This window comes from Rothia dentocariosa ATCC 17931 (assembly GCF_000164695.2).
Classification (GTDB): Bacteria; Actinomycetota; Actinomycetes; order Actinomycetales; family Micrococcaceae; genus Rothia; species Rothia dentocariosa.
In genome coordinates this window covers 414,302-437,753 of the sequence record NC_014643.1, presented here as the reverse complement: position 1 = coordinate 437,753, position 23,452 = coordinate 414,302, and the positions used below count along the sequence as shown (strand labels likewise).

The window sequence follows — 23,452 nt, the reverse complement described above, 5'->3', positions numbered from 1 at the left end:
GTTACTTGCGTGATGCGCCCGTGCGCTTCTCAAAATATGCGGATAGCTGCCCCAGTGGCACGGTAATAATCAGGTAGCACAGACCCGCGACCACTAGGGGAGTGAGCCCCGCACCGGATGCGGTAATACCTTCACGACCGAATTTCGCCAGCTCGTACTGCGCGATTTGTACACCCAGCAGGTACACGAGGGAGGAATCCTTAGTCAACAGAATAACTTCGTTGGTCAGTGGGGGGAGCACGATGCGGAATGCCTGCGGAATAATCACCGAGAGCATCGCCCGGGTGTGCGACATGCCCAGCGACCGTGCCGCCTCATACTGGCCCTTCGGAACCGCCTGCAGGCCGGCACGCAGCACCTCGCTGATATAGGCAGAGGACACCAGTCCAAGGGAGAGTGTTACCGGAATGAGGTTATCGACAAACCGGATTTTGAAGGCTAGGGGAATGCCGTAACCGAAGGCAAAGAACACCAAGAGTGCCGGAATGCCACGGAAAATTTCGACATAGATTGTCGCCAGCCACCGATAGGGTGCGATCGATGAGATACGCATGAGTGCCAGGATAAGACCAAGGCTTAGACCTACGGCGAAACCCAGGGCCGTGTAGATCAGCGTATTCTTGAGCGCTACCGTAATAACGTTCGGGAACTGCTTTTGCGCAACCTCAAGGTTGAATACCTGACTGGAAAGCGTTTTCCAGTCGGCAAGAGCAATAATAAGAACCGCGATAACCGCCAGCAGAGCGTACTGGGAGTACCGGAACATCGCCTGTTTTTTGCGGGGAGATAGTTTATTCTGTGCCATCGTTACACTAACGTAGTCTGTGTTGATCGTGATATTCAGGATGCGCGGCGCACGTGAACGAACGAACGCGCACCGCGCTAATCGCGGTTAGTTTGCGCTGGATGAAGATGCGGATGAGGACGAAGACTTAGCCTTGGTCCACTTTTCCTTGATCTTATCGAGTTCGCCGCTGGACTTGAGCTGCTGAATTGTCTTATTCGCTTTATCCAGCAGGGCTTTCTTTTCGGGGGCTACCGCACCGGCAATCTGGTCGGCGTTTTCCGAGGTCTGATAGGCGATCTTGAAAGAGTCGGGGTCTTTGGTCAGCGCCTCAGAAATAACCGAGAGGTTTGCCGAGACGGCCTGCACCTGACCGGTCTTCAATGCCGAGAACATGAGTTCGTTGTCCTCGTACTGCACAACATCCGCGCCTTTTTCTTTGGCATAGGATTCGCCGCTGGTTGCCTGCTGAGCGCCGACTTTGGCGTTCTTAAGATCTTCGACGGAGGAGATCTTAGAGTTTTTAGGAACCAGAATCGCTTGGTTGTCTTCGAAGTAGACATCGGTGAATTCCATCTTGGATTTCCGCTCGTCGGTCACGCTGATACCCGCGAGCGCAATATCGCATTGTCCGCTGGTGAGCCCGGTGCCCGAATCGAGGCCTTCAAAGCTGATGGAGGTGAGCTGTGCTTCTGCGCCCAGGTCTTTGGCGATAGCGTTTGCGATATCTGCATCGATACCTACGATTTTTCCGTTTTCTTCGTATTCGAAGGGCATGTAGGGGGTGTTGGTGCAGACGGTGAGGACTCCGTTGTTGATGAGGTTTACCTCTCCGTTTTCGCCGTCGGATGCGGTTGAGACGCATCCGGTGAGGACGAGGGGTGCGAGCGCGAGGAGTGCGAGGGACTTTTTGAGGCTGGGTTTTGCGGTGAAAATCGACATGGTGTGCTCCGTGTGTAGAAAATTTTGATGTTTTCCATTGTGCACCTGCACGATAAAGAATGCAAGTATGCCTATAAATATTCACTATTTTTCTGAGGAAATGACGAATTATGTATGCATAGTATGCATAAAACCAGGAATGCTGCCGCGCCGCAGCGGACGGCGGGAGAAGCGTACTGCACGTGCGCAACACCGAGCACAAGAGTGCATATTTTCGTGAGTTAAAGTGTTCGCCACCTCAGATGACGTATCAGGAGGTGCTCAACTACCCCACGGGCGGTAGAACATGCCACAATTGAAGGCGTGAGCAACGTAGAGAAAAATGTTCAGGGTACCCGCGCAACCCTTGACAAGAAGACCGGCGATATCGCCGCCATGTTTGACACCGTCGCGAAGCGCTACGACTTGATGAACGGCATCTTGTCGCTGGGACGGCACATCTACTGGCGCAAGCAGACCGTCGCCGCCGTGGATGCGCGTCCCGGGCAGAAGGTTCTCGACGTTGCTGCCGGTACCGGAACCTCATCCGAGCCTTTCGCCGACGCCGGGATTGATGTTATCGCTGCGGACCTTTCCGAAGGGATGCTGGAGGTCGGGCGTAAACGCCGCCCCGATATGACCTTCGTGCGGGCGGATGTTACCGACCTTCCTTTCGAGGACGACAGCTTCGATGCCGTCACCATGTCCTACGGTTTGCGTAACGTTGCAGATTACCCTCGTGCGCTGAGCGAACTGTACCGGGTTACTAAGCCCGGCGGGCGCATCGTGGTGCTGGAATTCTCAACCCCAACCTTCGCCCCTTTCGGTAAGGTATATAAGGAATACATTATGAAGGCGATACCGCCCGTAGCGCGCGCGATCTCCTCAAACCCGGAATCCTATGTATATTTGGCGGAGTCGATTATCGATTGGCCGGATCAGAGAACCCTTGCCCACAAGTTCGCGCAGGCGGGCTGGCAGGACGTCAAATATCGTAATCTCAGCGGCGGAATTGTTGCCATTCACCGTGGTTTCAAACCCCAAAACTAACACTCAGCACACCATCATTGAGCAACACACAGCATACAGCTACGCACCAACACACCGAAGAAGGCATCGTGAGCACCTCAGAGCAATCCATTGCAGCCACCGACCTGATGGCAGGACTCGATTTCAACCTGCCCGCCGGGTTTGAGCTCATTGCGTCCGACCCGCAGCTTGGCCCCCAGATTCTTACCTCGCTGGCGCGGATTGAAGAGCGGCTTGCCGAGGCTATCAGCTACACCGATAAGCTCGCCGATGTTGCCGCCCGACATTTACTGCTCGCCGGTGGAAAGCGCGTGCGTCCCCTCCTGACCCTGCTTGCCGCCGCCGTGGATGGACAGATTAACGACGACGTGATTGAGGCTGCGGTGGTTGTCGAACTCACTCATCTGGCGACCCTCTACCACGACGATGTGATGGACGACGCGCCCAAACGCCGCGGCGTCGATACCGCCCAGACCATTTGGGGAAATTCCGTCGCCATCCTGACGGGTGACCTCATTTTCTCCCGTGCCTCGCTGCTGGTCTCCGATCTGGGCACGCGACCCATGAAAATTCAGGCGCAAACCTTCGAGCGCCTGGTGCTGGGGCAGCTCTACGAAACAACCGGTGTACGCGAAAACCAGGATATTCTCGACCACTATATCGCCGTGATTGAAGGGAAAACCGGCTCGCTGATCGCGGCGGCGGGGGAGTACGGATCACTCTTGGCGGGGGCCTCCGAAGAGGTTATTCAGATGCTCGCCACCTACGGCGAACTCGTGGGCGTGGCATTCCAGCTCGCTGATGACGTGATCGATATTGTCAGCGATGGTGCATCCTCCGGAAAAACCCAGGGCACCGATCTGCGTGAGGGTGTGCCGACCCTGCCGACTATTCTGCTCAACCGTGCTGCAGAGGCCGGGGACGAATCAGCCCGTCAGGTTCGAACGCTCATTGAGGCAGACCTATCGAGTGACGATGCGCTTGCCGCCGCTGTATCCGCGCTCGCCGCGCATCCGGTCACGCAGGAAGCGTGGCAGATAGCCTATGACTGGGCGGATCGTGCGATTGCAGCCATTGCGCCGCTGCCGGATTCCACCGCGAAGGCGGCACTGGAATCCTTCGCGCATGCCGTGGTACATCGCGAGGGCTAAACCGCGTGATACGGTTGTTTCAGGAAGACTTCTTCACGAGAATGCGCATATTGATGCAGCATAGTGTGTGAAGAACGCCCAGGTGGAGCTGAACTCGATAGAGCTCTTTAAGGGAAACTATGGCCCACAAAACCGTTACCGCATATCAATCTGCCGCAATATTCTTCAGCTCGGTTATAGCGGCTGCGGCAACGTTTGCTATATCGGTTATTGCTGCATATTTTTTATCGCACAGTGAATTTAGGCAGTTTCAGTCCGCATTCTGGCCTCTCGTGTTCGGAATTTACGGTATAACCGGCGCTATTCAGCAGGAGACAACGCGGGCAGTCGGGGCGGCCCTTCTGCAGAAGCCGGAATCACGAACACACACCAATAGACTTTCATATTCCGCCGTGGCAGCCCTGTTAGGCCTGGGTATTGCCGCGATCGTCGTCATGACCTCACCACTGTGGTCCTCTGCTTTCCCCATCTACCCGCAGATGAGTGTTGTACTGATAGCGTTCGGCGTCGTGATGTACGCCGTCTACGCTGCGGTCAGCGGCGCATCCGCAGGGCGGGATTCCTGGTATTTTTACGCCGCTTTAGGCAGCGGTGAGGCACTGATACGCTTGGCGGCAACACTGGCGGCGGTAGCGTTGTCGTGGCACCTGCTCGGATTTGAGACCGCCGTGGTTGTTGCTTCGCTGATCTGGCTTCCGTGCGTCGTATTTTCACGTACCGGGCGGCGCGTCTGGTACGCGAGCATTGATGTTAGTTCGCGGCGGTATGCACGAAATATTGTGATGCTCATGCTTTCATCCGCCGGTGCATCGATTCTTATGACGGCGTTCCCCTTTTTCTTACAGTTCACAACGCAGGATCAAAGCGCACAGTTCAATGCCTTGGTTGCTGCTATTGGCGTTACACGTTCGCCGATTATGATGCCGCTTCAGGCCTTTCAAGGGGTTGCTATATCGGCTTTCTTGAAGCACCAAGATTACCCACTGCGCGCTTTAGCCCGCCCGTGTCTGTGGGTTCTGGGAATCGGCGGTTTCGGCGCACTGCTTGCCTATCTTATCGGTCCTTTTCTCTTTGACATTTTCTACTCTAAATATGCCGGTCTTGCACCCGGAATGATGCTTGCCGTTTTGACCTTTGAGTCCGCGATTATCGCCGTGCTCGTGCTCGCTGGAAATCTGGCTATTGCCTTGAATATGCACCGTTTATATGTGAGCGGTTGGGTTTGTGCGGCTGCGTTGGCCCTGCTTATGCTGCACGTGCCGCTGGACGTGGTGAGCCGTACCGAGCTCGCCCTCGGGGCTGCTCCGCTGTGCGGATTCACGGTAATTCTGGTGGGAATCTTGAGGGCTTCAAAGGGAGAGAGCGGTAAAAGCACCGATAAATCCGGTCTCTTCCAGGATGCACCTGCCACTCGGCACGAGAGGTCGTGAGGGCTGAATATCGAGAAGCGTTAATTTAAGAATGCTTGTGTTTATCTGTTACATTCCCCTCATAAATCCCACAGAATCCCACATGATGGGCTATCATTGACCAAATAGCCTACATCAGGTAAACCTAAAGAACGTCTGTGCCCACACACCATTGAGCGCACAGAGCACCCGGAGAGCCGCGCCAAAACCCTAACGCGCCTCCGTTCACGGCGACATGCCCCGTCTACCCTTAAGGCATCGTCGCGTGACGTGCATACATGAACATCTAGACCGAGGTAACCACTATCATGGGTACAAAACCCGCCAAGACCCCGGCGAAGCGTGAAGGCTTCTCCAGCCGCAGGGTCTTCCTTTTTGCCGCCATCGGATCAGCTGTTGGTCTGGGAAATATTTGGCGTTTCCCCGCTGTTGCTTACGAGAACGGCGGCGGCGCCTTCATGATCCCGTACATCGTGGCGTTGCTGACCGCAGGCCTCACCTTCCTCTTCTTCGACTACGCGATTGGCCACCGCGGGCGCGCATCGTCCCCGTTGGCATTCCGCCGCCTCAACCGCAAAACCGAGTTCATCGGTTGGTGGCACATGGGTATTAGCGCGGTTATCGCCATCTACTATGCCGCGATTATCGCTTGGGCGGTGCGGTACATGATTTTCTCGTTCAACCAGGAATGGGGCAACGACGCGAAATCCTTCTTCATGAAGGACTTCCTGAAAGTGGGGGATCCAAAGCTTTCCTTTGACTTTAACCCCGGCATTCTTATTCCGCTCGTGCTGGTATGGATTTCCCTGATCGTCATCATGGCGTTGGGCGTACAAAAAGGCGTGGGTGCCGCCAATGTGGTGTTTATGCCCTTGCTTATCTTTATGTTCGTAGGTCTGGTTGCGTACTCGCTCACCCTGCCCGGCGCGATGAACGGCTTGAACACCCTGTTTACTCCCAACTGGGGTGCGCTAACTAATGGCGAGGTGTGGGTCGCCGCCTACGGCCAGATCTTCTTCTCGCTCTCCCTCGGTTTCGGCATTATGGTGACTTACGCATCCTACCTGAAGCCCAAGACCGACCTGACCGGCTCGGGTGCCGTCGTGGGCTTCGCCAACTCCGGATTTGAGCTGCTGGCGGGTATTGGTGTGTTCGCGGCGCTGGGCTTCATGGCGCAGGCACAGGGCATCGCCGTAGGCGAAGTCGTCGAAAAAGGTACCGGCCTGGCGTTCATCGCTTTCCCCACCATTATTTCGCAGGCGCCGGCTGGTGCGCTCATCGGATTCCTGTTCTTCGGTTCGCTCCTCTTCGCAGGATTCACTTCGCTCATCTCGGTTCTTGAGGTCATTATCGCCGGTGTGCAGGATAAAGCAGGCACCTCACGCCTGACCTCGACTATGATCGTGATTATCCCGCTGGCGATTATCTCGACACTGCTGATGCCCACCGCATCCGGCCTGTACGTGCTGGATATTCTCGACAACTTCGTGAATAATTTCGGCATTCTTGCTGCTGGCCTCACCTCCATTGTTGTGGTTGTCTACTGCTTGCGGGCACTGCCGACCCTGCGGGATCACCTGAACTCCGTTTCCTCCTTGAAAGTGGGCTGGCTCTGGATGATTCTCTTGGCGGGCGTTACCCCGCTGATCCTGGGGTACAGCCTGATCTCCACGCTCGTGAAAACCATTAATAAACCCTACGAAGGTTACCCAGCAGATCTGCTCGGCATCTTCGGCTGGGGCATGGTCGTACTCCTGATCGTTGGTTCCATCGTGATTTCATTCCTGCCATGGTCGCATAAGTCACGCGCCGCCGAGGAACCCCCGGCACCGCCCGTTATCGGTGGTAAACTCGCCCACACGCATGTGGACGATGCCGCACTGAAAGCACACGCAAAAGCACAGGGTGAGGAGGCATAATGAGCGGTGCAGCTATCGCTATGATGATCGTGGCAATCCTCATTATCTGGGGAGGCCTAGTGTTTGCCCTCGTAAACCTGAGCAGGCACCCCGAAGAACCTGAGGATGATACTGTCGAGCAGGCAGCCACCGAATAATACCGTCACGCGCAGGCAGGTTTGCGGACTGTGCCCGGCACGTAGAAACATAGAATACTCGCGCACTCGGCGCGAATAAAAAAGGTGTTGGCATGAGAACTTCAACCGGTTCTCGTGCCAACACTTTTATGCATCTGCGGCAAGGGCTCAGGATTTGTCGCGGGCGCTCGCCGCAGAATCCTCGGTGTCTTCGGGCGAGAGCTGCACCGCATCCAGAAGATAGTTCTGCTCGCGGTCTTCGCCACCCTCAGAGGACTGAGAAATCTGCACAATAGGGATCATGCCGGTCTCGACCGCCGTGAGCTTCGACGGGCGCGAGGTGCGTGAGGCGCGCATCGCATCCACCGTGAAAATTACGATAGCCACCCAAATCAGAGATAAGCCAATCCACTTGTCCGGGGTAATCCTATCGTGCAGCACGAAGAGCGCCAGGAAGAACTGAATGGTCGGTCCCATATACTGCACCATGCCGATCACCGACAGAGGCAGCGCCCGCGCCGCCGCCGAGAAAAGAACCAGCGGAGTCACCGTGACAATGCCGGTGGAAGCGAGCAGCCAGAAATGCCCGGGGCCTTGCGAAAACAATGTGAGCTGTCCCTGCGTATTCATCCACCACAGCACCACGAGCGCCACCGGAAGCAAAATAAAAGTCTCAAGCGATAGCGACACTACCGGATGCACACTCGACCCCACCCGCGCCTTGAGCAGTCCGTATGTTCCGAAGGTGAAGGCAACACCTAAGCCCAGCCACGGAATCTGCCCGTACACCACGCTCATAATCAGCACCGCCACGGTCGAAATCCCGATGGCGAGCCACTGAACTTTTCGCAGCCGCTCGTGCAGGAACACAACCCCCAACACTACGGAGACCAGCGGGTTAATAAAGTACCCCAGCGACATGTCGATCGTATGCCCGTGCGTGGTGGAGTACACATAGATCATCCAGTTCGCGCCGATCAGCAAAGACGCCACCGTCAAAATACCCATAGTGCGCGGGGTACGCACCGCCTGGTTAAACGGCTTGGTCAACCGGAAAATAGGGAGCAGAACCGCACAGAATGCCAGTGAAAAAATCACACGCGAGAGCACAATCTCCAGCGCAGACGAAGACGCCATGAGATAGAAATACAGCGGCAGCATACCCCAGATCGCGTAGGTGGTGAAAAGGCAGATAAAACCGTTGCGGGTCTGTGCAGCGTGTGCCGCCGTGCCTGGTGCGGATGTGGATGCTGTAGCGCTGTGAGCGTGCTGCGCCATGGTGTGGGGGATCCTCCCTATCTGTGAACGAAAGATGAGATGTGAACTTCTAACAACTCTACTCTTCACCGTACTCTTGCACGAGTATGAGGCGCCGACTGGCGGAGGTGAGTCGCCTATTAAACGCCGATGGGGCGCAACATAATACAGCGTTGCACCCCACCGGAATGATGAAATTCCTAGGTCAGGATAATATGCCGCAGGTACGGGGTAAAGACCCTGTACACCTGCTGATACCGCGTTATCTACAGACCGAAGAACCGCGAGAAGAAGCCCTTCTTCTTGCCGGTTTCCTGAGCCTGCTCCTGTTCCTCGGGCTGATCGGCCTTCTGCTCGGAGGGCTTGATCACCGGAATTGCAGTTGCCGGGGTGTTCTCGGTCTGCGGTGCGGATGCGTCGGTACCTGAAGCGGCAGGTTTGGGTGCCTGCTTCGGCTGTTGCTGGGCACCTGCCGCAGCGGGCTTCTGTGCGCCGGGCTGAGGAGTGGTCTGTCCTTGACTTGCACTCGCACCGGGTTTGCCAGCTGCACGCGGGGTGATCGATGTGCGGGACTTCGAGGTCTCGGAGGCACCGGGGTTCGCCGACTTAGCCTGACCCGCAGGTGCGCCGGTCTTCTGTGCCGCGGCAGCGTTCGGAACGACATCGCCGGGTAGGGTATTGACCGTTACGCGACCGTGCTCGGAATCCTCACGCGGATCCTGATCGAAAGGAGCCTCGGTATCCGGGTAGAGGTTCTCGGTCGTGCGCACACCCGCCACCGGTTTCTGCGCTGTGCCAGCGGGTACAGCTTGCTCTGCGGCCGCCGCAGGAGCCTGAGGCTGAGCCGGTGCTGCCTCTTCCTGCTGTGCATTTTCCTGCGCGGGGGTGCTCTCTGCTACCTGTGCTGCCTCGGGCTTCTGCGCGGTGGGTGCCTGCTCGGCTTCGGCACGTGCCGCCGCACGCTCTGCCGACTGCTGTTCGCGCAGAGCCACCTGCTCTGCAGCCTCGGCGGCGGCAGCCTGCTCAACTTCGGCGCGTTCAGCCGCCAATTCCGCACGGTACTGCTCAGCCTCTGAGGCAAGCTGCTCAAGTTCTTGGGCGGTCACCTCGGGCTTCGCGCGCTCAATACCGCTGATGCGCCCCTCATCGAACCACAGCCGTAGGGCGCCGTCGGTCATGGTGAGTACCACGGTGGCCTCGGTATCCCAGGCGGTATGGAATCCGCGCTGACGTGCATAAGAATTAATGGCGAGCGGATGATCGTGAATATCTTCGCTTTGCAGAGCCTTCGCAATCACGCGCCCTACACCTTTGTACGTGGGCGCATCCAGGGTCAGTTCGGGGCTGTCAATCAGGCACCACGCCCGCACAGACCCCGACGGCAGGGGATAGTGAGCGTATAAACCGGTCACCGTTTTCGTCGCCAAAGTCAGGCGACGCGCCAATCCCTCTGAGAGCGGAATTTCGTCGGTACTCAGCTCCAGCACTGAGTCGCGTTCACCGGTATCTCGCGCCTGCAGCGCCGCTGAGACTACCGAATCTGGAAAATATCCCAATTGCTGCCACGACCAAATCCAGGTTCCACGGTTTTCAGATTCGGTACCGAGCAGGTAGGGTTGAAAAGACACCGGATCGGCGGCCTTGAACGTGAGGGACTGCTCGGCGAAGTTTACATCATAGTCAGCAGACCCAATAAGTTCAGCCAACCGCGCCTGGTATTCGGTCGAGATAAAGATTGATGCGTCAATAAGATCCTGCAAAGAATTCGTCATAGGTTAAGGGTAACAACCTTTTTGGTGTGAGTACCCACAAACTGCACCAATTTTATAGGTCGGATGGAGAAAAAATTTGAACAAGAGACAACTCGGTAACCGATGCTAGAGCACACACGCAAAAGTGTGTTCCCTAACCTATCATGACGTTATAAATCGGCGTGACGGCGGATGCTTCGCTAAAATCAATAGAGTAGCGGGTAGCTTCCCGCCGGGACCTAAGATGCAAGCTGACGATAAAGGAATGGAAAACCATGACGGATACCCGACGTTCTGAACCGACGAGTAGAGCCGCCCGCACCCAGGATGCGCTCAACCGTATCGGTAGCTGGCTTCTTGATGTCGTCAAGGCTGAGCCCGGGTGGAGCGAGATGATCCTCGACGTAAAACCCCTCGCCGGGCAGGTTTATATTCGCGTGCGTGAATTCCGTGACGGCGAAGAGTACATCGGTTCGGTGGGCCCCCTCAAGGAAGATTCGCCCGTACTGCCCGATCTGCGCAAACTCCAGCGCGCCGCCTACGACGGCAACCGCGGCACCTGGTTTACCGCATCTGTGGTGGTGGCGGCCAATAACTGGCCCGAACCGAAGTTCAGCGTGGGGGCATCTTATAACCGCGACGAAGAACCGGAAAACTGGGGTACTGAAGGAACCCTGAGTGCTTCGGATGTACGTGAGCATCTGCACATGTTCCCGCGCGATTCCGAGCGTATTCCTGCTTGGGCAACCGAACGTATGCACGGTCGTGCTCGCGATGTTTCGGGCTTGCATAAAGAAACCGATTACGAGGTCCCCAATCCCTACCTCGCCGCCGCACTCGAAGCCTTTAAGAAGGATGTCAAAGAACGAACCCTCATTAACGTAGTGCGAACCATGCTCGGCGGCGATTTGCTCGTGGATGCTTCCGGCTCAACTATTGTTCCCGCAGGGCACCTTGACATTGGTCCCGAATCGCAGCTGCGCTACCAGGTTATTCGCCTTGAAAACGGGATGCAGGCGCTATGCGTATTCTCGTCGGCAGAGTACGTTTCGAAGAGCTACATGCGTGAAAACTCCGACGATGACGAGCTGATTCTGCGCGAACCGGCCGTCAAGATTTTCATGGATTTCTTGAGCAACCCCGACCTTGATCTGATTGCGATAGATCCGGGTTCTAACCACGAATGCTATATTGAGCGCGCCCAGGTGCAGTGGGTTGTGAACTCGCCCCGCAATGACGGCGCGAAAATGGCTCTTATCAACGACAATATGCAGCAGCTTCTCGGCTCGTTGGTGGCACCAAACTCTATTCTGGTGGTGGCGATTGATCCCAAGAGTGAGGTACAGGGGCCGGCATTCGTCCCCGATGATGAAGGCAACCCCACGAACATGCTGGCGTTCACCTCGCCGATTGAAGTTGCCGCTATTGATCCTGCAATTGAGGTGCGCGTAGCACACGCGATTGAGGTACTGACCCTCGCGGAACAGCTCAACGCCCCGGGCATTCAGATCAACTACTTCAACCCCAGCGCTGTGCTCGACATCAAGCAGATCCGCGAACTCCTCGATATTGTGCGTGAACAGGAAGCGGTCTTCGGCGCTTCTCCCGCCGGTGCTGGTGCACCCGCATAGTTCGTCGTAAAATCCGTCACGCTAAAATCGCCCGGAAGAAAAACCCACACGGTGTTGTCTCTTCCGGGTGATTTTGTGTCTGTGGGGTTGTACTATACAGGTCGGCTTCTATAATGTGTAGCAAAGCTGTTCTCATGCAGTCAGGGAATGACGATATACCTATTATCGACCCGAGCAGGAGATACACATGATGGCTTTTCCCCATACAGCAGAAGAGATAATTACCGGAGCGGGAATATATAAGTCATTCCCCTCCGCCGGTTCGCGAGAGCAGCTATCAGTGCTGAAGGGAATTGACCTGCAGATTCAGCGAGGGAGCTTTACCGGAATTGTAGGACCTTCAGGCTCCGGTAAATCTACCCTCTTAAACTGTCTAGCAGGTCTTGAGCCGCTGACCTCCGGTACTGTAACTATTGGTGGTACAGATATTAGCTCTCTTCGCGGCAATAAACTTGTGGCATTCCGGCGCGATCACCTTGGGTTTGTTTTTCAATCGTATAACCTGATTCCGGCGCTGACAGCTTATGAGAACGTCCTGCTCCCAGCACAGCTTGCCGGGTTGCGACACGCGCATCGTCGTGCTCGTGAAGCGCTGCATGCGGTGCACATGTTAGATTTTTCTCGCTCTTTGCCGAACCGTCTCTCAGGTGGTCAGGCTCAGCGCGTGGCTATCGCCCGTGCCTTAGCAAGCGGTGCAGAACTGATTTTTGCGGACGAGCCCACCGGTGCCCTTGATACTAAAACTGGGAATCTGGTTCTGGATATACTGCGCCATCTCGTCGATGAAGAACATCGGACTATCGTGATGGTAACCCACGACCTAGAGGCGGCATCCCGCACAGATATCGTGTATGTGATGCGTGACGGAACTCTTCACGAAACATTAGAAAGCCCACATACTCCCGAAATTCTAGCGGCTCTCGACCGCGCAGCTGCCTACGAAACGGATGCATCATGATGGTAAAAGTCGCGGTGAAACAGCTGCGCCGCACATGGCGCGTGTGGGTAGGCGCCCTTGTCATGGTGATTGTAGGGGCGACGGGAATTACAGCGGTTAGGTTGCACCTTGCAACGGCCAGTACTATGCCCTCGGAGAAAGCCCGAGCAATTTTCTCGTTGGCATATGGCGAAGTAGCGTTTCTCATCGTGGCATCGGTGGCAATGCTCGCCTCCACAGCACGTTATGCTGTTGCGGCAACCCGTGCAGAGTATGCCCGGCTGCAATTGGTCGGTGTACTTCCTCGACAGGTCTTTACGATAGTGCTCGTACAGCTTCTAGCGGTAGGAGTCATAGGCGTCGTCTTTGGCTGCGGGCTGGGCATAGTGTGCGCTCAACCAATGCTTGATTATACGGTTCATCAAACAACCCTTCAGCAGACAGTACCGGTTGTTTATCTGGCGCATTCTATAGTAATAAGCGCTCTTATCGTGCTGGTCGTAACACTCTTCAGCGGAGTGCGGTCTGCACGGGCGGCTAGCCTGATGCCAGCGCTTTGGGCACTTCGTGAAACAGAAGAAACACCTGCCGTAAAATTCAGCTGTGGACGTTTGATCCTTACTCTCGTTTTGGCAGGATGCACCATAGCATTAGCAGTGGGTATACAGTTTGTCCGTATTGACCCTCACCAAGAGCGTGTAGGCGTGGTTATTTCAGGTGTAATAGGATTAGGTATTCTCCTGGGGCTTTGCCTGATTTCACTGCTGGCAGCACTTGCTCCGCTCCTCTCGACAGGGTTTATCAGCGTATGGAGCGCCATAATTCCCATGAGGTTATCGGCTTCATGGAGTATTGCCCGTAGGTTCATACAACATAGCGGCGGCAGGAGCGCAGCAACTCTAACCCCCGTTCTGATAGCGGTAGGATTGCCTGGAATTCTCTACACAGTATATGACACGATAGCAACGGGCATGAGCTCAGGTTCCGGCCCTAACACGGGTGGGTTGAGCGTTATTCTATCTCCTGCACTTCTCACCGCGACTATAGGGTCTGCGACCATTATTTTTATGGGCTCTTTGAGTCGAAGCCGTGATTTTGCACTGCTGGTGCTAACCGGTGTTTCACGAGCAGTAATAGCGCGTATCGTGGTTTTTGAATCTCTGATGTATGCGCTCAGCTCGTTTCTGCTGGCTCTAGGGGTTATGGCCGTCGTCGGTTTTTCTGTATCAAGCCGATTCCCCGCCGAGACCAAAGTGACCAGCGCACTTGGCTGGGATGTGGCGGCGGTATCAGCAGGGTGCGCCTGGGTTATCCTATGCCTCGCCAACCTTGCGCCTGTACTGAGGTACAACCGCCTCAAACTTGTCAGCACAACATAACCGGTTAAAAATACGGGGTCGGTGACTCCACCTCACAGAAAGTCACCGGCCCCATGCTGCAGCCGTGCGTCATGTTCTCGAACCTACAGGAGAACAGACGCTGCCGTATCTTACGAACCAGATGCGGCGGCTGACACGGCCTCGCGAACGCGAGAGCCGAGCTCAGGGTGAACGTTGTCCCAGTATTGGAACGCACGTTCACGAATCTCGTCGGAACGAACAGCACTCACGTGACCAGAGATGTTGCTGATCAGGCGTTCGCGTTCTTCGTCGTTCATGGTTACTTCGTAGAGGGTGCGCGCCTGCGAAAAATCATCGTCATCCGGGCGCAGGGTGTAGGCGGTGCGTACCAACTCGCCATCAGACTCCCAGCTGCCTTCGCCAGCGCGTTCCGCATCCGCATGCGGGCCGCCCAGGCTGTTCGGCGCGTAGGTGGGAACGGACGGGTCGTTGAAGTTGTAGCGCATCGAGCCATCATGCGAATAGTTGTTCACCGGCGCCGCGTGGGGTGCGTTCACGGGCAGCTGCGCGAAGTTGGTGCCGATGCGGTAGCGATGCGCATCCGGGTAGGAGAAGATACGACCGAGCAGCATCTTATCGGGTGAAGCCGCGATACCGGGCACAAAGTTCGAGGGGGAGAAGGCCGCCTGCTCGATTTCGGCGAAGAAGTTCTGCGGGTTGCGATCCAGCACCATGCGGCCCACCTTGACCAGCGGGTAATCCGAGTGCGGCCAAATCTTCGTCAGATCGAAGGGGTTAATGCGGTAGGTCTTCGCGTCCTCGTAGGGCATGATCTGCACGTAGAGCGTCCAGGCGGGGTAGTCGCCACGCTCGATAGCCTCGCGTAGGTCGCGGCGGTGGAAGTCAGCATCCTTGCCCGCCATTTCATCGGCCTGAGCCTGAGTGAAGAATTCGTTGCCCTGCTCGGTCTTGAAGTGGTACTTAACCCAGAAGCGCTCGCCTTCGGTGTTAATCCACTGGTAGGTGTGCGAGCCGAAGCCGTCCATGTGGCGTAGGGTGCGGGGTAGGCCGCGGTCGCCCATCAGCCAGGTTACCTGGTGCGCCGTTGCGGGATTCAGGCTCCAGAAATCCCACTGCATATCGTGATCGCGCAGACCCGAACCGGGCATACGCTTCTGCGAGTGGATAAAGTCGGGGAACTTGATGGCATCGCGAATGAAGAAGATAGGAGTGTTATTACCTACCAAGTCGTAGTTGCCTTCGGTGGTATAGAATTTCACCGCGAAACCGCGGGGGTCACGCCAAGTATCGGGGGAGCCGGATTCGCCGGCCACGGTCGAGAAACGAATCAGCAGCTCGGTTTTAACGCCCGGCTGAAAGAGCGCCGCACGGGTGTACTGCGAAACGTCTTCGGTAGTTTCAAAGTAGCCGTATGCGCCGGTTCCCTTTGCATGCACCACACGCTCGGGCACACGCTCACGGTTGAACTGGGCGAGCTTTTCAACAGCGTAAGCATCGTGCAGAACGATGGGACCATCGGCGCCCACGGTGAGCGAATGATCATCTGAAGCCACCGGAGTGCCAGTACTCGTGGTGGTGTAAGAACCGGGATGAATGGGGTTCTGCGGGGTCTGATACATATTTGCTTCTCCCTGTGTTTTGGTGATGCTATGTGGTTTTCGACGAGCATTCTTCCTGTTTTAGGGTGCAGCTAACGAACACCAAGGCGCTGTTTCACGCCCGGAGTAAGGTGTGGGAATGTGGTTCGTTAGTGCTGAACGCTCGCAGCGGCTTGCACCTGGCTCTTCGCCAGTTCTGCTTCTGCCTCAGTTTGGCAGTCTGCGCAGACGCCTCGATACAGTACATCTGCGCTGATAATCGCCATGCCGTGGAAGTCGCTGGGAGTTAGGCAGGGCGCTGAGCCGACAGCGCAGTCTACATCCTGAACTTTTCCGCAGCGGATGCAGAATGCGTGGTGATGGTTATCGCCCGTGCGAGTCTCGTAGAGCCCCGGGGTTCCCGGCGGCTCAAACTTACGCAGCATGTCGATATTCGTCAGATCCGTGAGGATCACATACACTGACTGCACGGTAATGGTAGGAATCTCTTGCCGCACAGCGGTAACTATTTCTTCGGCGTTGGCATGGGGGTGAGCCTGAACCGCACGTAGAACAGCAAGCCGCTGTTTCGTGACCCTGCGCCCCTTAGCGCGCAAGTTTTGCGACCAAGATTCCGTGAGAAGTCCGGTCGCGGATTCTGCTGCCAACGGTAGCACGCCGGTGTGGGAGCATCCGTGAAGAGGATGCTCGGGTTCCGGGTGTGCGTTCGTATCTAGGGGTTCGGTCATGAACAATACTCTACCGTTAATCTGACTTTTTCACAATTACAATTACGATAAATTCATAATAAGTGTTGTGGTCGGGGTGCTTTCGTCATGAACTATGTCGCTAAAACCGCGAATTTCTAGGGGATAATAGAACACTCCGAGACTTCACGTGACCTTGCTCGCATTCGAGGAGCCTGTGGGCGCGAGAATACGAAATACACGCTGGTGGCGAATCTGGATGTCTGCCTCATATATATCCCGTATGCTGTAATCTAATACGTTCACGGCAACACGATTTCTAAAGGTATACGCAATGCACAAACACTATAACGGGCTTAAGACTGCCCTTCTGCTGGGCGGCATGGTCGGTCTGCTGATGCTTATCGGCGGCGGCCTTTCAACATACTTCCGCAGCTCAATTTTTATCTGGGGCTTCGCCCTTGTGAGCTTGGGTACCGTTGCATATTCATACTGGAACTCCGATAAACTCGCGCTGCGTTCCATGAACGCCTACGCCGTTACCCGCGAGGAGGTTCCGGTTCTGTATGACATTGTCGAGGAACTTTCCTCGCGCGCCGGTCAGCCTATGCCGCGCCTATATGTGGCACCCACCCAGACTCCAAACGCCTTCGCGACTGGGCGCAATCCGCGCAATGCCGCCGTCTGCTGCACCGAGGGTATCTTGCAGCTTCTTGACGAACGCGAAATGCGCGGCGTGCTTGGGCACGAGCTCATGCACGTCTACAACCGCGATATTCTTACAAGCTCGGTGGCAGCCGGTATCGCAACCCTGATTACGGCGGCGGCACAGATTGTTGGTTTTGGCTCCATGATGGGAGGGAACCGTGAGCGCGGCGGCGGAAACTTCTTGAGCATAATCCTGATGTCGCTTCTGGCTCCCATTGCTACGGCGGTTATTCAGATGGCTATCAGCCGTACTCGCGAATACGATGCCGATGAAGACGGTGCAAAACTCACGGGCGATCCGATTGCACTTGCCTCCGCCCTGAATAAGTTGGAGAAGGGTGTCTCGCTCTACCCAATGGATCCCAAGAATCAGCAGGTTGTGAATACCTCGGCCTCTATGATTGCGAACCCCTTCGGTGGCCTGAAGAACCTCATGTCTACTCACCCACCGATGGACAAGCGCATCGCCCGCCTGCAGCAGATGGCGCGCGATAACGGTCAGCTATAAAACCTGCGTACGTGTTTGTCTTATAGATGGAAGGCGGGGCGGTTACCAAAACTGGTAACCGCCCCGCCTTAATAGTGCACTGATGCTACGTGCACAGCAGAGGTATCTAGCGATAATTCACGAACTGCAGATCAATGTCAAGATCTGCGCCTTTAAGTAGTGAAATCACGCTCTGCAGATCGTCACGAGACTTCGAGGACACACGCAGCTCATCGCCCTGAATCGTAGCCTTCACACCCTTAGGTCCTTCATCGCGGATCAGCTTGGAAATCTTCTTAGCCTGATCCTGTGCGATACCTTCCTTGATGGAGCATTCGATGCGGGTTTCTTTACCCGAGGCGTAGGGGTCGCCCGCATCCAGGGACTTTAGCGAAATACCGCGCTTGACGAGCTTTGACTGAAAAACGTCGAGCACCGCGAGAGCTCGTTCCTGGGCGTTTGCCTTAATGAGAATCTTCTCGCCCGAGAAGTCGATCTCAGCACCGACACCGCGGAAATCGTAGCGCTGCGAAACCTCTTTTTGTGCTTGGTGCAGGGCGTTGGAGACCTCTTGTTTATCAACTTTTGAGACAATATCGAAAGAAGAATCGCTTGCCATAAACCTATGTCCTTTCGTTGTGTTTGTGCGGAATACGACGGTATCTGTCCCTCATAGAATACCTGTTTTCTGTTGCGCTCACAGATAATTTTCAGGTTCTTTGATGCGTTTCTCAGCTGTTGTTAACCTTGGGTCTTCAGAATGGAAACATGGCTACACAATACTCGTCAACGACCGGCAGTGTGAATCGCGAAGAAGCTCGCGATGCTGAAACCCTGCTGTTCCTTGACCTCTACAGTTCGATTGGTTCTGAGCCTGAGAACATCCCCGAGGCAGAGCGAGTGGATGCGGTTCAGAGCGAAGATTCTTCGGATGTTGTTGAGCCTCCTGCCTTCGAGGGAATCGGCTCAACGCTGACAGATCCCAAACTCGTTGCCCGCTTCGAGGGAGTGCGGCGCGATCTTGCTCGTGAGATTCGAAGCGAGATGTGCACAGTTGAACAGGCGCTACGCTATCTTGAGCATTTGGAAATTACGCTTCTGATGGAGCAGGATGGCGACCTGTAAACCCGCCTGAAAAACAGCCTCCGAGAACGAAAAACAGCCCAAAAAGTTGTATTCGTCACAAAGCTAGGCTCTGGCTTCACAAGTTCATTAAAAACCTGTACAGTAGTCTCTGTTCGCTTGAGCGAACTTCTAGCCTAGCTAGTTCGGCAGATTACCCGAGCGGCCAAAGGGGGCTGACTGTAAATCAGCTGGCACAGCCTACGGGGGTTCGAATCCCTCATCTGCCACCCTAAAAAGAACCCGGTTACTTCGGTAGCCGGGTTCTTTGCATGTGGTACCTTCGCGCACCCGCTAAAAATGCCCGCTCACGGCAAAAAGACAGGGTTTATGACGCGCTTTAAACTATTTGTTAGTCTGTGAGTGAAAAATTAGCGCAATACACGTGCAGGGTGTAGCGTTATCTCCATGGCTACTATTGAAATCACCCAGCAGAACCTTACCTCGACTGTCGAGGGCAACGATATCGTATTCCTCGATTTCTGGGCAGACTGGTGCGGTCCCTGCAAGCAGTTCGCTCCCGTCTACGAGGCAGCCTCCGAGAAGTACAGCGATATCGTCTTCGGCAAGGTGGATACCGAGGATCAGAGTCAGCTGGCACAGGCCGCAGGCATTACCTCCATTCCCACCATTATGGGTTTCCGCGGCGGTATTCTCGTCTTCTCCCAGCCCGGCGCGCTCAATGAGTCCCAGTTCGAGCAGGTGATTACTTCGATCCGCGAACTCGATATGGATAAGGTTCGTGAAGAAATGGCAACTGCAGAGCAGAACTAGCCATTTCATCATAGAGATAGTTAGGTGATAAACCCGCCCGGTGAAGGGCGGTTTATGCGTGTGGAGTCGGTACTTTTTACGGTACCGGCTCCACACGCATATTAAAAATCCCGGTAATCCGGAATACTGATACGCGCACCATACCTGGGTTTGTGAATGCCTGCTTCCTGAATAAGGCGCACAACCCGCTGCCGGTGACCGGCGTAAGGGGCAAGTAAGCGAAGCATTCCAGCATCGTCGGTGCGTTCTCCCGTAAAAGCAAACCCCACCGTATGCGCTAAGTGGTAGTCGCCCACGCTGACAGCATCTGGATGCCCGCAGAAACCTTGAAGAGTTTCCGCCACCGACCAGGGGCCAACTCCCGGAATATCGTCGAGAGCCGCCGCAAGGTGCGCGATACGACCGGTTGCCCCAAGGCGTTTGAGCGCATCGGCACGTTGGGTAAAACGGTAAACCGTGCTGTATCGGGCGGAATCTACTCGCGCACGATGCCAATCCCATGAGGGAATTGTGGCTAGAACCTGAGCGGTAGGGTATATCCGCAGGTAAGGAGGCTGTGCCGGATTGCCGCTGAAGGGCGCGGACTCGCCGTATCGCATGATAATCCAGCGCAGTGCGTCAAAAGCCTCCGGTTGGGTCACCCGCTGTTCTACGATCGCCGCTAACATATGCCGGGTAAGCTGCCCGGATGCGCTCAGCCGTAGCCCCGGATTCTCACGATAAGCACGCCGAATTTTTAGCGGCAGATGCTCAAAAGCGGGGAGCTTCGCAAACTCTTCTCGGGGATCGTGCAGGCCCAGCCACGCGGGTATAAGGGAAGCAAAGTCTTCAAGCTCGCTGTAGACCTGTTCGGTAGGGAATGCATCGTCGGGTGTAGCGGGGGAGGACTCCGCCCATAGGCAAACCTGAACCGGAGCATTCAGCGCAGAGGTTGCACCCTCGAAACGACGGGTAAAGTACAGGGTCGCGGGCAGCTGCAGGGACGGCGTGCGCGCCCCGATCCACAGGGTATCGTCCGCCGTGCGTGAGCGCTCAGAACGCGGGGCACGCAGACGGTGAAAAGTCGGATCGGTCGGGCCGCGCTGTAAACGACCGAGTGTCTGCCCTACATGCACTGGAACGTGTGGGTAAATAAGCGCCTGTATCCCTACCGTGATGCGCGCCGTCAGCGCCGAGGTGCGCATCGGTAAGCGGGAAAGCTCGATGCGGTATGCGGCATCAGACACGGATTCGGTGGGCACGGCATCCTTAGCGGGTAGGGTAGAAAATATGCGCGTGAGATATATCTTGAGTTAACTGCGTAAAAAAGGCGCAGATCTCGGGATAACGTTTAATAATAGGATACCCTGAGTAGTAACTATATATTTCACAGGTGAGCGGGCGCACCGGCGACGTAGCGTGACTTAAGAACGTGTGTGCTTGCCACCGGGCACCAAACACAACAAACACGAGGAAAACGCATGGCGGCTGAGGTGAGTGCACCCGACTCGGAACCTACCGAGAAATCGGCGAAAACTTCTGCATCACAACATACCGGGGCACATCGTTCGGTGACTGCGGGCAGAGTACTAGTGGCGATTATGCTTGCCCTAGCGGTTTTTGCTCTCTATTGCTATTACTCCGTTCAGCAGCTTAAGCACTGGATTACCCCCTCATGGGATCTTGCGATTTTCACGCAGATGGCGCAGGCATATTCGCATTTTGGCATACCAATTGTGCAGATTAAAGGAACCGATTTTAACCTGTGGGGCGATCATTTTCATCCTATTCTGGTGCTCTTAGGGCCTGTATATGCGGTTTCCCCCTCGCCATTGACGCTTCTAGTGGTTCAGAATTTTATGATTGCCGCCAGCGTCTATATGATGGTGCGGTTTACGCAGCGGGCGTGTGCCTTCTCCTCAAACACCAAACCCGAACCTGTGGGAACTTTCGTGGGTGTTCTTCTGGGTGCTGCCTTCGCCCTCAGCTACGGGGTGCAGCAGGCGGTGGCTGCGCAGTTCCATGAGGTTGCCTTCGCCCTGCCGTTCTTGTGTGGGGCGCTGGGTAACCTGGTGCTTGCCGGTCGCATCAACGCCGATGAACGCTCCCGCTATATTATTCGCGCCTGCCTGTGGGCGGCACCGCTTGCCTTCGTCAAAGAAGATATGGGCGTTACTGCCGCGATGATCGGTATTGTCGCATTCATCCGAACTGGGTGGATACGCAAAGGGCTCGACGAACTCTTCCCCCAGAATCCTGAGGGTAAACCGCTGCCGCGGGGTGAGCGCATCCGCAACACCTTTAATTCCTGGGTGAAGACGCGGGGTGCCGCTGAATCAACCATGCTGATACTCTGGGGTCTCTTCTGGTCTTATGCAGCGGTTGCGCTTATTCTTCCGCTCTTTAACGCCAACGGGCAGTTCGATTACGGCGATAAGGTTGATGTATACGGCGCTTTCGCAGATCCGCTCGGTTCTGCGATCACCATCTTTAACTATGACCAGAAGGTCTGGACGATTCTGCTGCTGCTCTTTTGCGGCGCTATTATCTGGGTTGCGAGCCCGTTCGCTATCGTCATTCTGCCCACGCTTCTGTGGCGTCTGCTGTCAAATACGGAGGCGTATTGGCTGAGCACCTGGCACTACTCGCTCGTGCTGATGCCCGTGGCTTTCCTCGCTCTTCTAGAGGTTATCCTCAACTTGCGGTACGGGAAGGTGCTGGCGCATCCTAAGCCGCTTGCGGAAGACGAAGAATCAGAGGATGAACCGGCAGAAACCGGGGATAAACCCATCGGATGGGTAGAGAATCTGCGCCAGTCCGTCCGCCGTGTTCCGCTCTGGTTCTTCCCGGCGGTTGCGCTGCTGGTCTCGGTGATTCCGACCGTTACGCCCACGTCCGACCAGCCGCTTGCCGATTTGACCAAGTCTTCGTTCATAAGCAACCGGCTGACGGCCTCCGAAACGAACCGTATGCAGGCTGTTGAGGCGGTACCGCAGGATGTAAGCGTTGCGGCAGACCTCTCGACCCTCACCCAGCTGATTCCGGGTCGAACCGTCTACTGGATTGGGCATGCGGGAGAACCGGCACCCGACTACGTGGTGATCGATAAGCGCGGCTCAGCGTGGGGAGGTAACCCGCCGCAAAACACCGCACAGTATGCTGCTGACCGTTATGGGCACCCCTATGCGCAGGTGGGTACTTACGGTTCCCTTGAGGTCGTGCGTAAAATATCTTAGGCGTACCCATCCCACCGCCCTGCGCGCTGCATTCCGCAAGCGCGCAGTAGTATGGGGAAATAGCCTTGCACATCCATGTTTCCATGACCTGAAGGGGCTATTTCGCTTAGAACCCGCGGCGAAAAACCGGGGTTTGCGCGCATCCGGCGCGTTGCCGCACCAAAGTAGGGTACACTTATAAAGACGGGTACCCCCGATACAGGTCTTGTGCGCCCCAACCGGTCGAATCGGTTACTAACCTCATTCTTGGCGCCGAACTCAAAATCACCGAACTCAGTATGCTATGCCGCCTCGTGGCGTCAATACACATCGCACCTCATTCCAGATGTGCCGAGACTTGCGTGTCACCGAGAAATTCAAGACCAACCCCCAGCGTAGAGAAATCCTATCCCTGAGTGCCTCCGCCTTACCGGATGCCCGGGTTGTGTTGTCTTGCTCGCCCGCCTGACAATAAGGCGCGCAGAATGTGGCTGGAATGTGTAGGGGAATCCGAACGGCGCCGAAAAGCGTGCGCCCGAACACCCCAGCAAAATGAGGAAAAAGTGACTGAAAATATTCCTGCCGAAAACGCCGAACAAGGCGCTACGCTCGGCAAT

Annotated in this window: 20 protein-coding genes and 1 tRNA gene; 13 read left to right on the top strand and 8 right to left on the bottom strand. The window is 55.8% G+C overall.

Annotated features, from left to right (window positions below; translation table 11 throughout):
* Position 1 precedes the first annotated feature (1 nt).
* Both HMPREF0733_RS01950 and HMPREF0733_RS01945 read right to left on the bottom strand, forming a co-directional pair.
* Positions 2-805 (bottom strand): amino acid ABC transporter permease, encoded by an 804-nt coding sequence (locus tag HMPREF0733_RS01950; RefSeq protein WP_013397707.1) that lies wholly within the window; start codon positions 803-805, stop codon positions 2-4.
* 87 nt (positions 806-892) lie between these two features.
* Positions 893-1,726 carry an ABC transporter substrate-binding protein gene (locus HMPREF0733_RS01945; RefSeq protein ID WP_013397706.1) on the bottom strand — a complete coding sequence of 278 codons (834 nt, stop codon included), beginning with the start codon at positions 1,724-1,726 and terminating at the stop codon, positions 893-895.
* A gap of 303 nt (positions 1,727-2,029) precedes the next feature.
* Between HMPREF0733_RS01945 and HMPREF0733_RS01940 the strand changes: the two genes are divergently transcribed.
* The 5 genes from HMPREF0733_RS01940 (at position 2,030) to HMPREF0733_RS10865 (ending at position 7,350) form a co-directional block, all read left to right on the top strand.
* Entirely contained in the window at positions 2,030-2,755 is a 726-nt protein-coding gene (locus tag HMPREF0733_RS01940) for a demethylmenaquinone methyltransferase (RefSeq protein ID WP_013397705.1), read from the top strand.
* Between the two features lie 68 nt (positions 2,756-2,823).
* The gene (locus HMPREF0733_RS01935) at positions 2,824-3,885 is read left to right on the top strand and encodes a polyprenyl synthetase family protein (RefSeq protein ID WP_041321540.1); all 1,062 of its coding nucleotides are present in this window, start codon (positions 2,824-2,826) and stop codon (positions 3,883-3,885) included.
* Positions 3,886-4,004: 119 nt separating this feature from the next.
* Positions 4,005-5,315 (top strand): hypothetical protein, encoded by a 1,311-nt coding sequence (locus HMPREF0733_RS01930; RefSeq protein WP_013397703.1) that lies wholly within the window; start codon positions 4,005-4,007, stop codon positions 5,313-5,315.
* Positions 5,316-5,602: 287 nt separating this feature from the next.
* On the top strand, positions 5,603-7,213 hold the full coding sequence (locus HMPREF0733_RS01925) for a sodium-dependent transporter (protein WP_013397702.1): 1,611 nt from the start codon (positions 5,603-5,605) through the stop codon (positions 7,211-7,213).
* Positions 7,213-7,350 (top strand): methionine/alanine import family NSS transporter small subunit, encoded by a 138-nt coding sequence (locus tag HMPREF0733_RS10865; RefSeq protein WP_013397701.1) that lies wholly within the window; start codon positions 7,213-7,215, stop codon positions 7,348-7,350. Before HMPREF0733_RS01925 ends, HMPREF0733_RS10865 begins: the two co-directional genes overlap by 1 nt.
* 147 nt (positions 7,351-7,497) lie before the next feature.
* Here the strand turns inward: HMPREF0733_RS10865 and rarD are convergent, their stop codons facing one another.
* Positions 7,498-8,607 (bottom strand): EamA family transporter RarD, encoded by a 1,110-nt coding sequence (gene rarD, locus HMPREF0733_RS01920; protein WP_013397700.1) that lies wholly within the window; start codon positions 8,605-8,607, stop codon positions 7,498-7,500.
* A 245-nt stretch (positions 8,608-8,852) separates the two neighbouring features.
* The gene (locus HMPREF0733_RS01915) at positions 8,853-10,358 is read right to left on the bottom strand and encodes a DUF6882 domain-containing protein (RefSeq protein WP_013397699.1); all 1,506 of its coding nucleotides are present in this window, start codon (positions 10,356-10,358) and stop codon (positions 8,853-8,855) included.
* Positions 10,359-10,612: 254 nt separating this feature from the next.
* On the opposite strand from HMPREF0733_RS01915, the gene HMPREF0733_RS01910 reads away from it, so the two are divergent.
* From HMPREF0733_RS01910 to HMPREF0733_RS01900, 3 genes are all read left to right on the top strand, one after another.
* Entirely contained in the window at positions 10,613-11,968 is a 1,356-nt protein-coding gene (locus HMPREF0733_RS01910; protein ID WP_013397698.1) for an SseB family protein, read from the top strand.
* Between the two features lie 187 nt (positions 11,969-12,155).
* Entirely contained in the window at positions 12,156-12,926 is a 771-nt protein-coding gene (locus tag HMPREF0733_RS01905) for an ABC transporter ATP-binding protein (RefSeq protein ID WP_013397697.1), read from the top strand.
* Positions 12,923-14,284 (top strand): FtsX-like permease family protein, encoded by a 1,362-nt coding sequence (locus tag HMPREF0733_RS01900; RefSeq protein WP_013397696.1) that lies wholly within the window; start codon positions 12,923-12,925, stop codon positions 14,282-14,284. The genes HMPREF0733_RS01905 and HMPREF0733_RS01900 overlap by 4 nt, the downstream gene beginning before the upstream one ends.
* A 110-nt stretch (positions 14,285-14,394) precedes the next feature.
* Here the strand turns inward: HMPREF0733_RS01900 and HMPREF0733_RS01895 are convergent, their stop codons facing one another.
* Both HMPREF0733_RS01895 and HMPREF0733_RS01890 read right to left on the bottom strand, forming a co-directional pair.
* Positions 14,395-15,885, bottom strand: coding sequence for a catalase (locus HMPREF0733_RS01895; RefSeq protein ID WP_013397695.1), 1,491 nt, complete (start codon positions 15,883-15,885; stop codon positions 14,395-14,397).
* 128 nt (positions 15,886-16,013) lie between these two features.
* Entirely contained in the window at positions 16,014-16,592 is a 579-nt protein-coding gene (locus HMPREF0733_RS01890) for a Fur family transcriptional regulator (protein WP_013397694.1), read from the bottom strand.
* 292 nt (positions 16,593-16,884) lie between these two features.
* Between HMPREF0733_RS01890 and htpX the strand changes: the two genes are divergently transcribed.
* On the top strand, positions 16,885-17,766 hold the full coding sequence (gene htpX, locus HMPREF0733_RS01885; protein ID WP_004005394.1) for a zinc metalloprotease HtpX: 882 nt from the start codon (positions 16,885-16,887) through the stop codon (positions 17,764-17,766).
* A 106-nt stretch (positions 17,767-17,872) separates the two neighbouring features.
* Here htpX and HMPREF0733_RS01880 read toward each other — a convergent pair whose 3' ends face one another.
* Positions 17,873-18,364 carry a YajQ family cyclic di-GMP-binding protein gene (locus tag HMPREF0733_RS01880; protein WP_013397692.1) on the bottom strand — a complete coding sequence of 164 codons (492 nt, stop codon included), beginning with the start codon at positions 18,362-18,364 and terminating at the stop codon, positions 17,873-17,875.
* 149 nt (positions 18,365-18,513) lie between these two features.
* Between HMPREF0733_RS01880 and HMPREF0733_RS01875 the strand changes: the two genes are divergently transcribed.
* The 3 genes from HMPREF0733_RS01875 to HMPREF0733_RS01865 all read left to right on the top strand — a co-directional run bounded on the left by HMPREF0733_RS01875 (position 18,514) and on the right by HMPREF0733_RS01865 (position 19,641).
* The gene (locus tag HMPREF0733_RS01875) at positions 18,514-18,870 is read left to right on the top strand and encodes a hypothetical protein (protein WP_004005392.1); all 357 of its coding nucleotides are present in this window, start codon (positions 18,514-18,516) and stop codon (positions 18,868-18,870) included.
* Between the two features lie 145 nt (positions 18,871-19,015).
* A tRNA-Tyr gene (locus tag HMPREF0733_RS01870) sits at positions 19,016-19,097 on the top strand.
* A 178-nt stretch (positions 19,098-19,275) separates the two neighbouring features.
* Positions 19,276-19,641 carry a thioredoxin family protein gene (locus HMPREF0733_RS01865; protein ID WP_004005389.1) on the top strand — a complete coding sequence of 122 codons (366 nt, stop codon included), beginning with the start codon at positions 19,276-19,278 and terminating at the stop codon, positions 19,639-19,641.
* A gap of 101 nt (positions 19,642-19,742) precedes the next feature.
* Here HMPREF0733_RS01865 and HMPREF0733_RS01860 read toward each other — a convergent pair whose 3' ends face one another.
* Entirely contained in the window at positions 19,743-20,882 is a 1,140-nt protein-coding gene (locus HMPREF0733_RS01860) for a DNA-3-methyladenine glycosylase family protein (RefSeq protein WP_013397691.1), read from the bottom strand.
* A gap of 219 nt (positions 20,883-21,101) precedes the next feature.
* On the opposite strand from HMPREF0733_RS01860, the gene HMPREF0733_RS01855 reads away from it, so the two are divergent.
* Complete coding sequence (locus HMPREF0733_RS01855) at positions 21,102-22,856, top strand: DUF2079 domain-containing protein (protein WP_013397690.1); 1,755 nt, start codon at positions 21,102-21,104, stop codon at positions 22,854-22,856.
* Positions 22,857-23,452 lie beyond the last annotated feature (596 nt).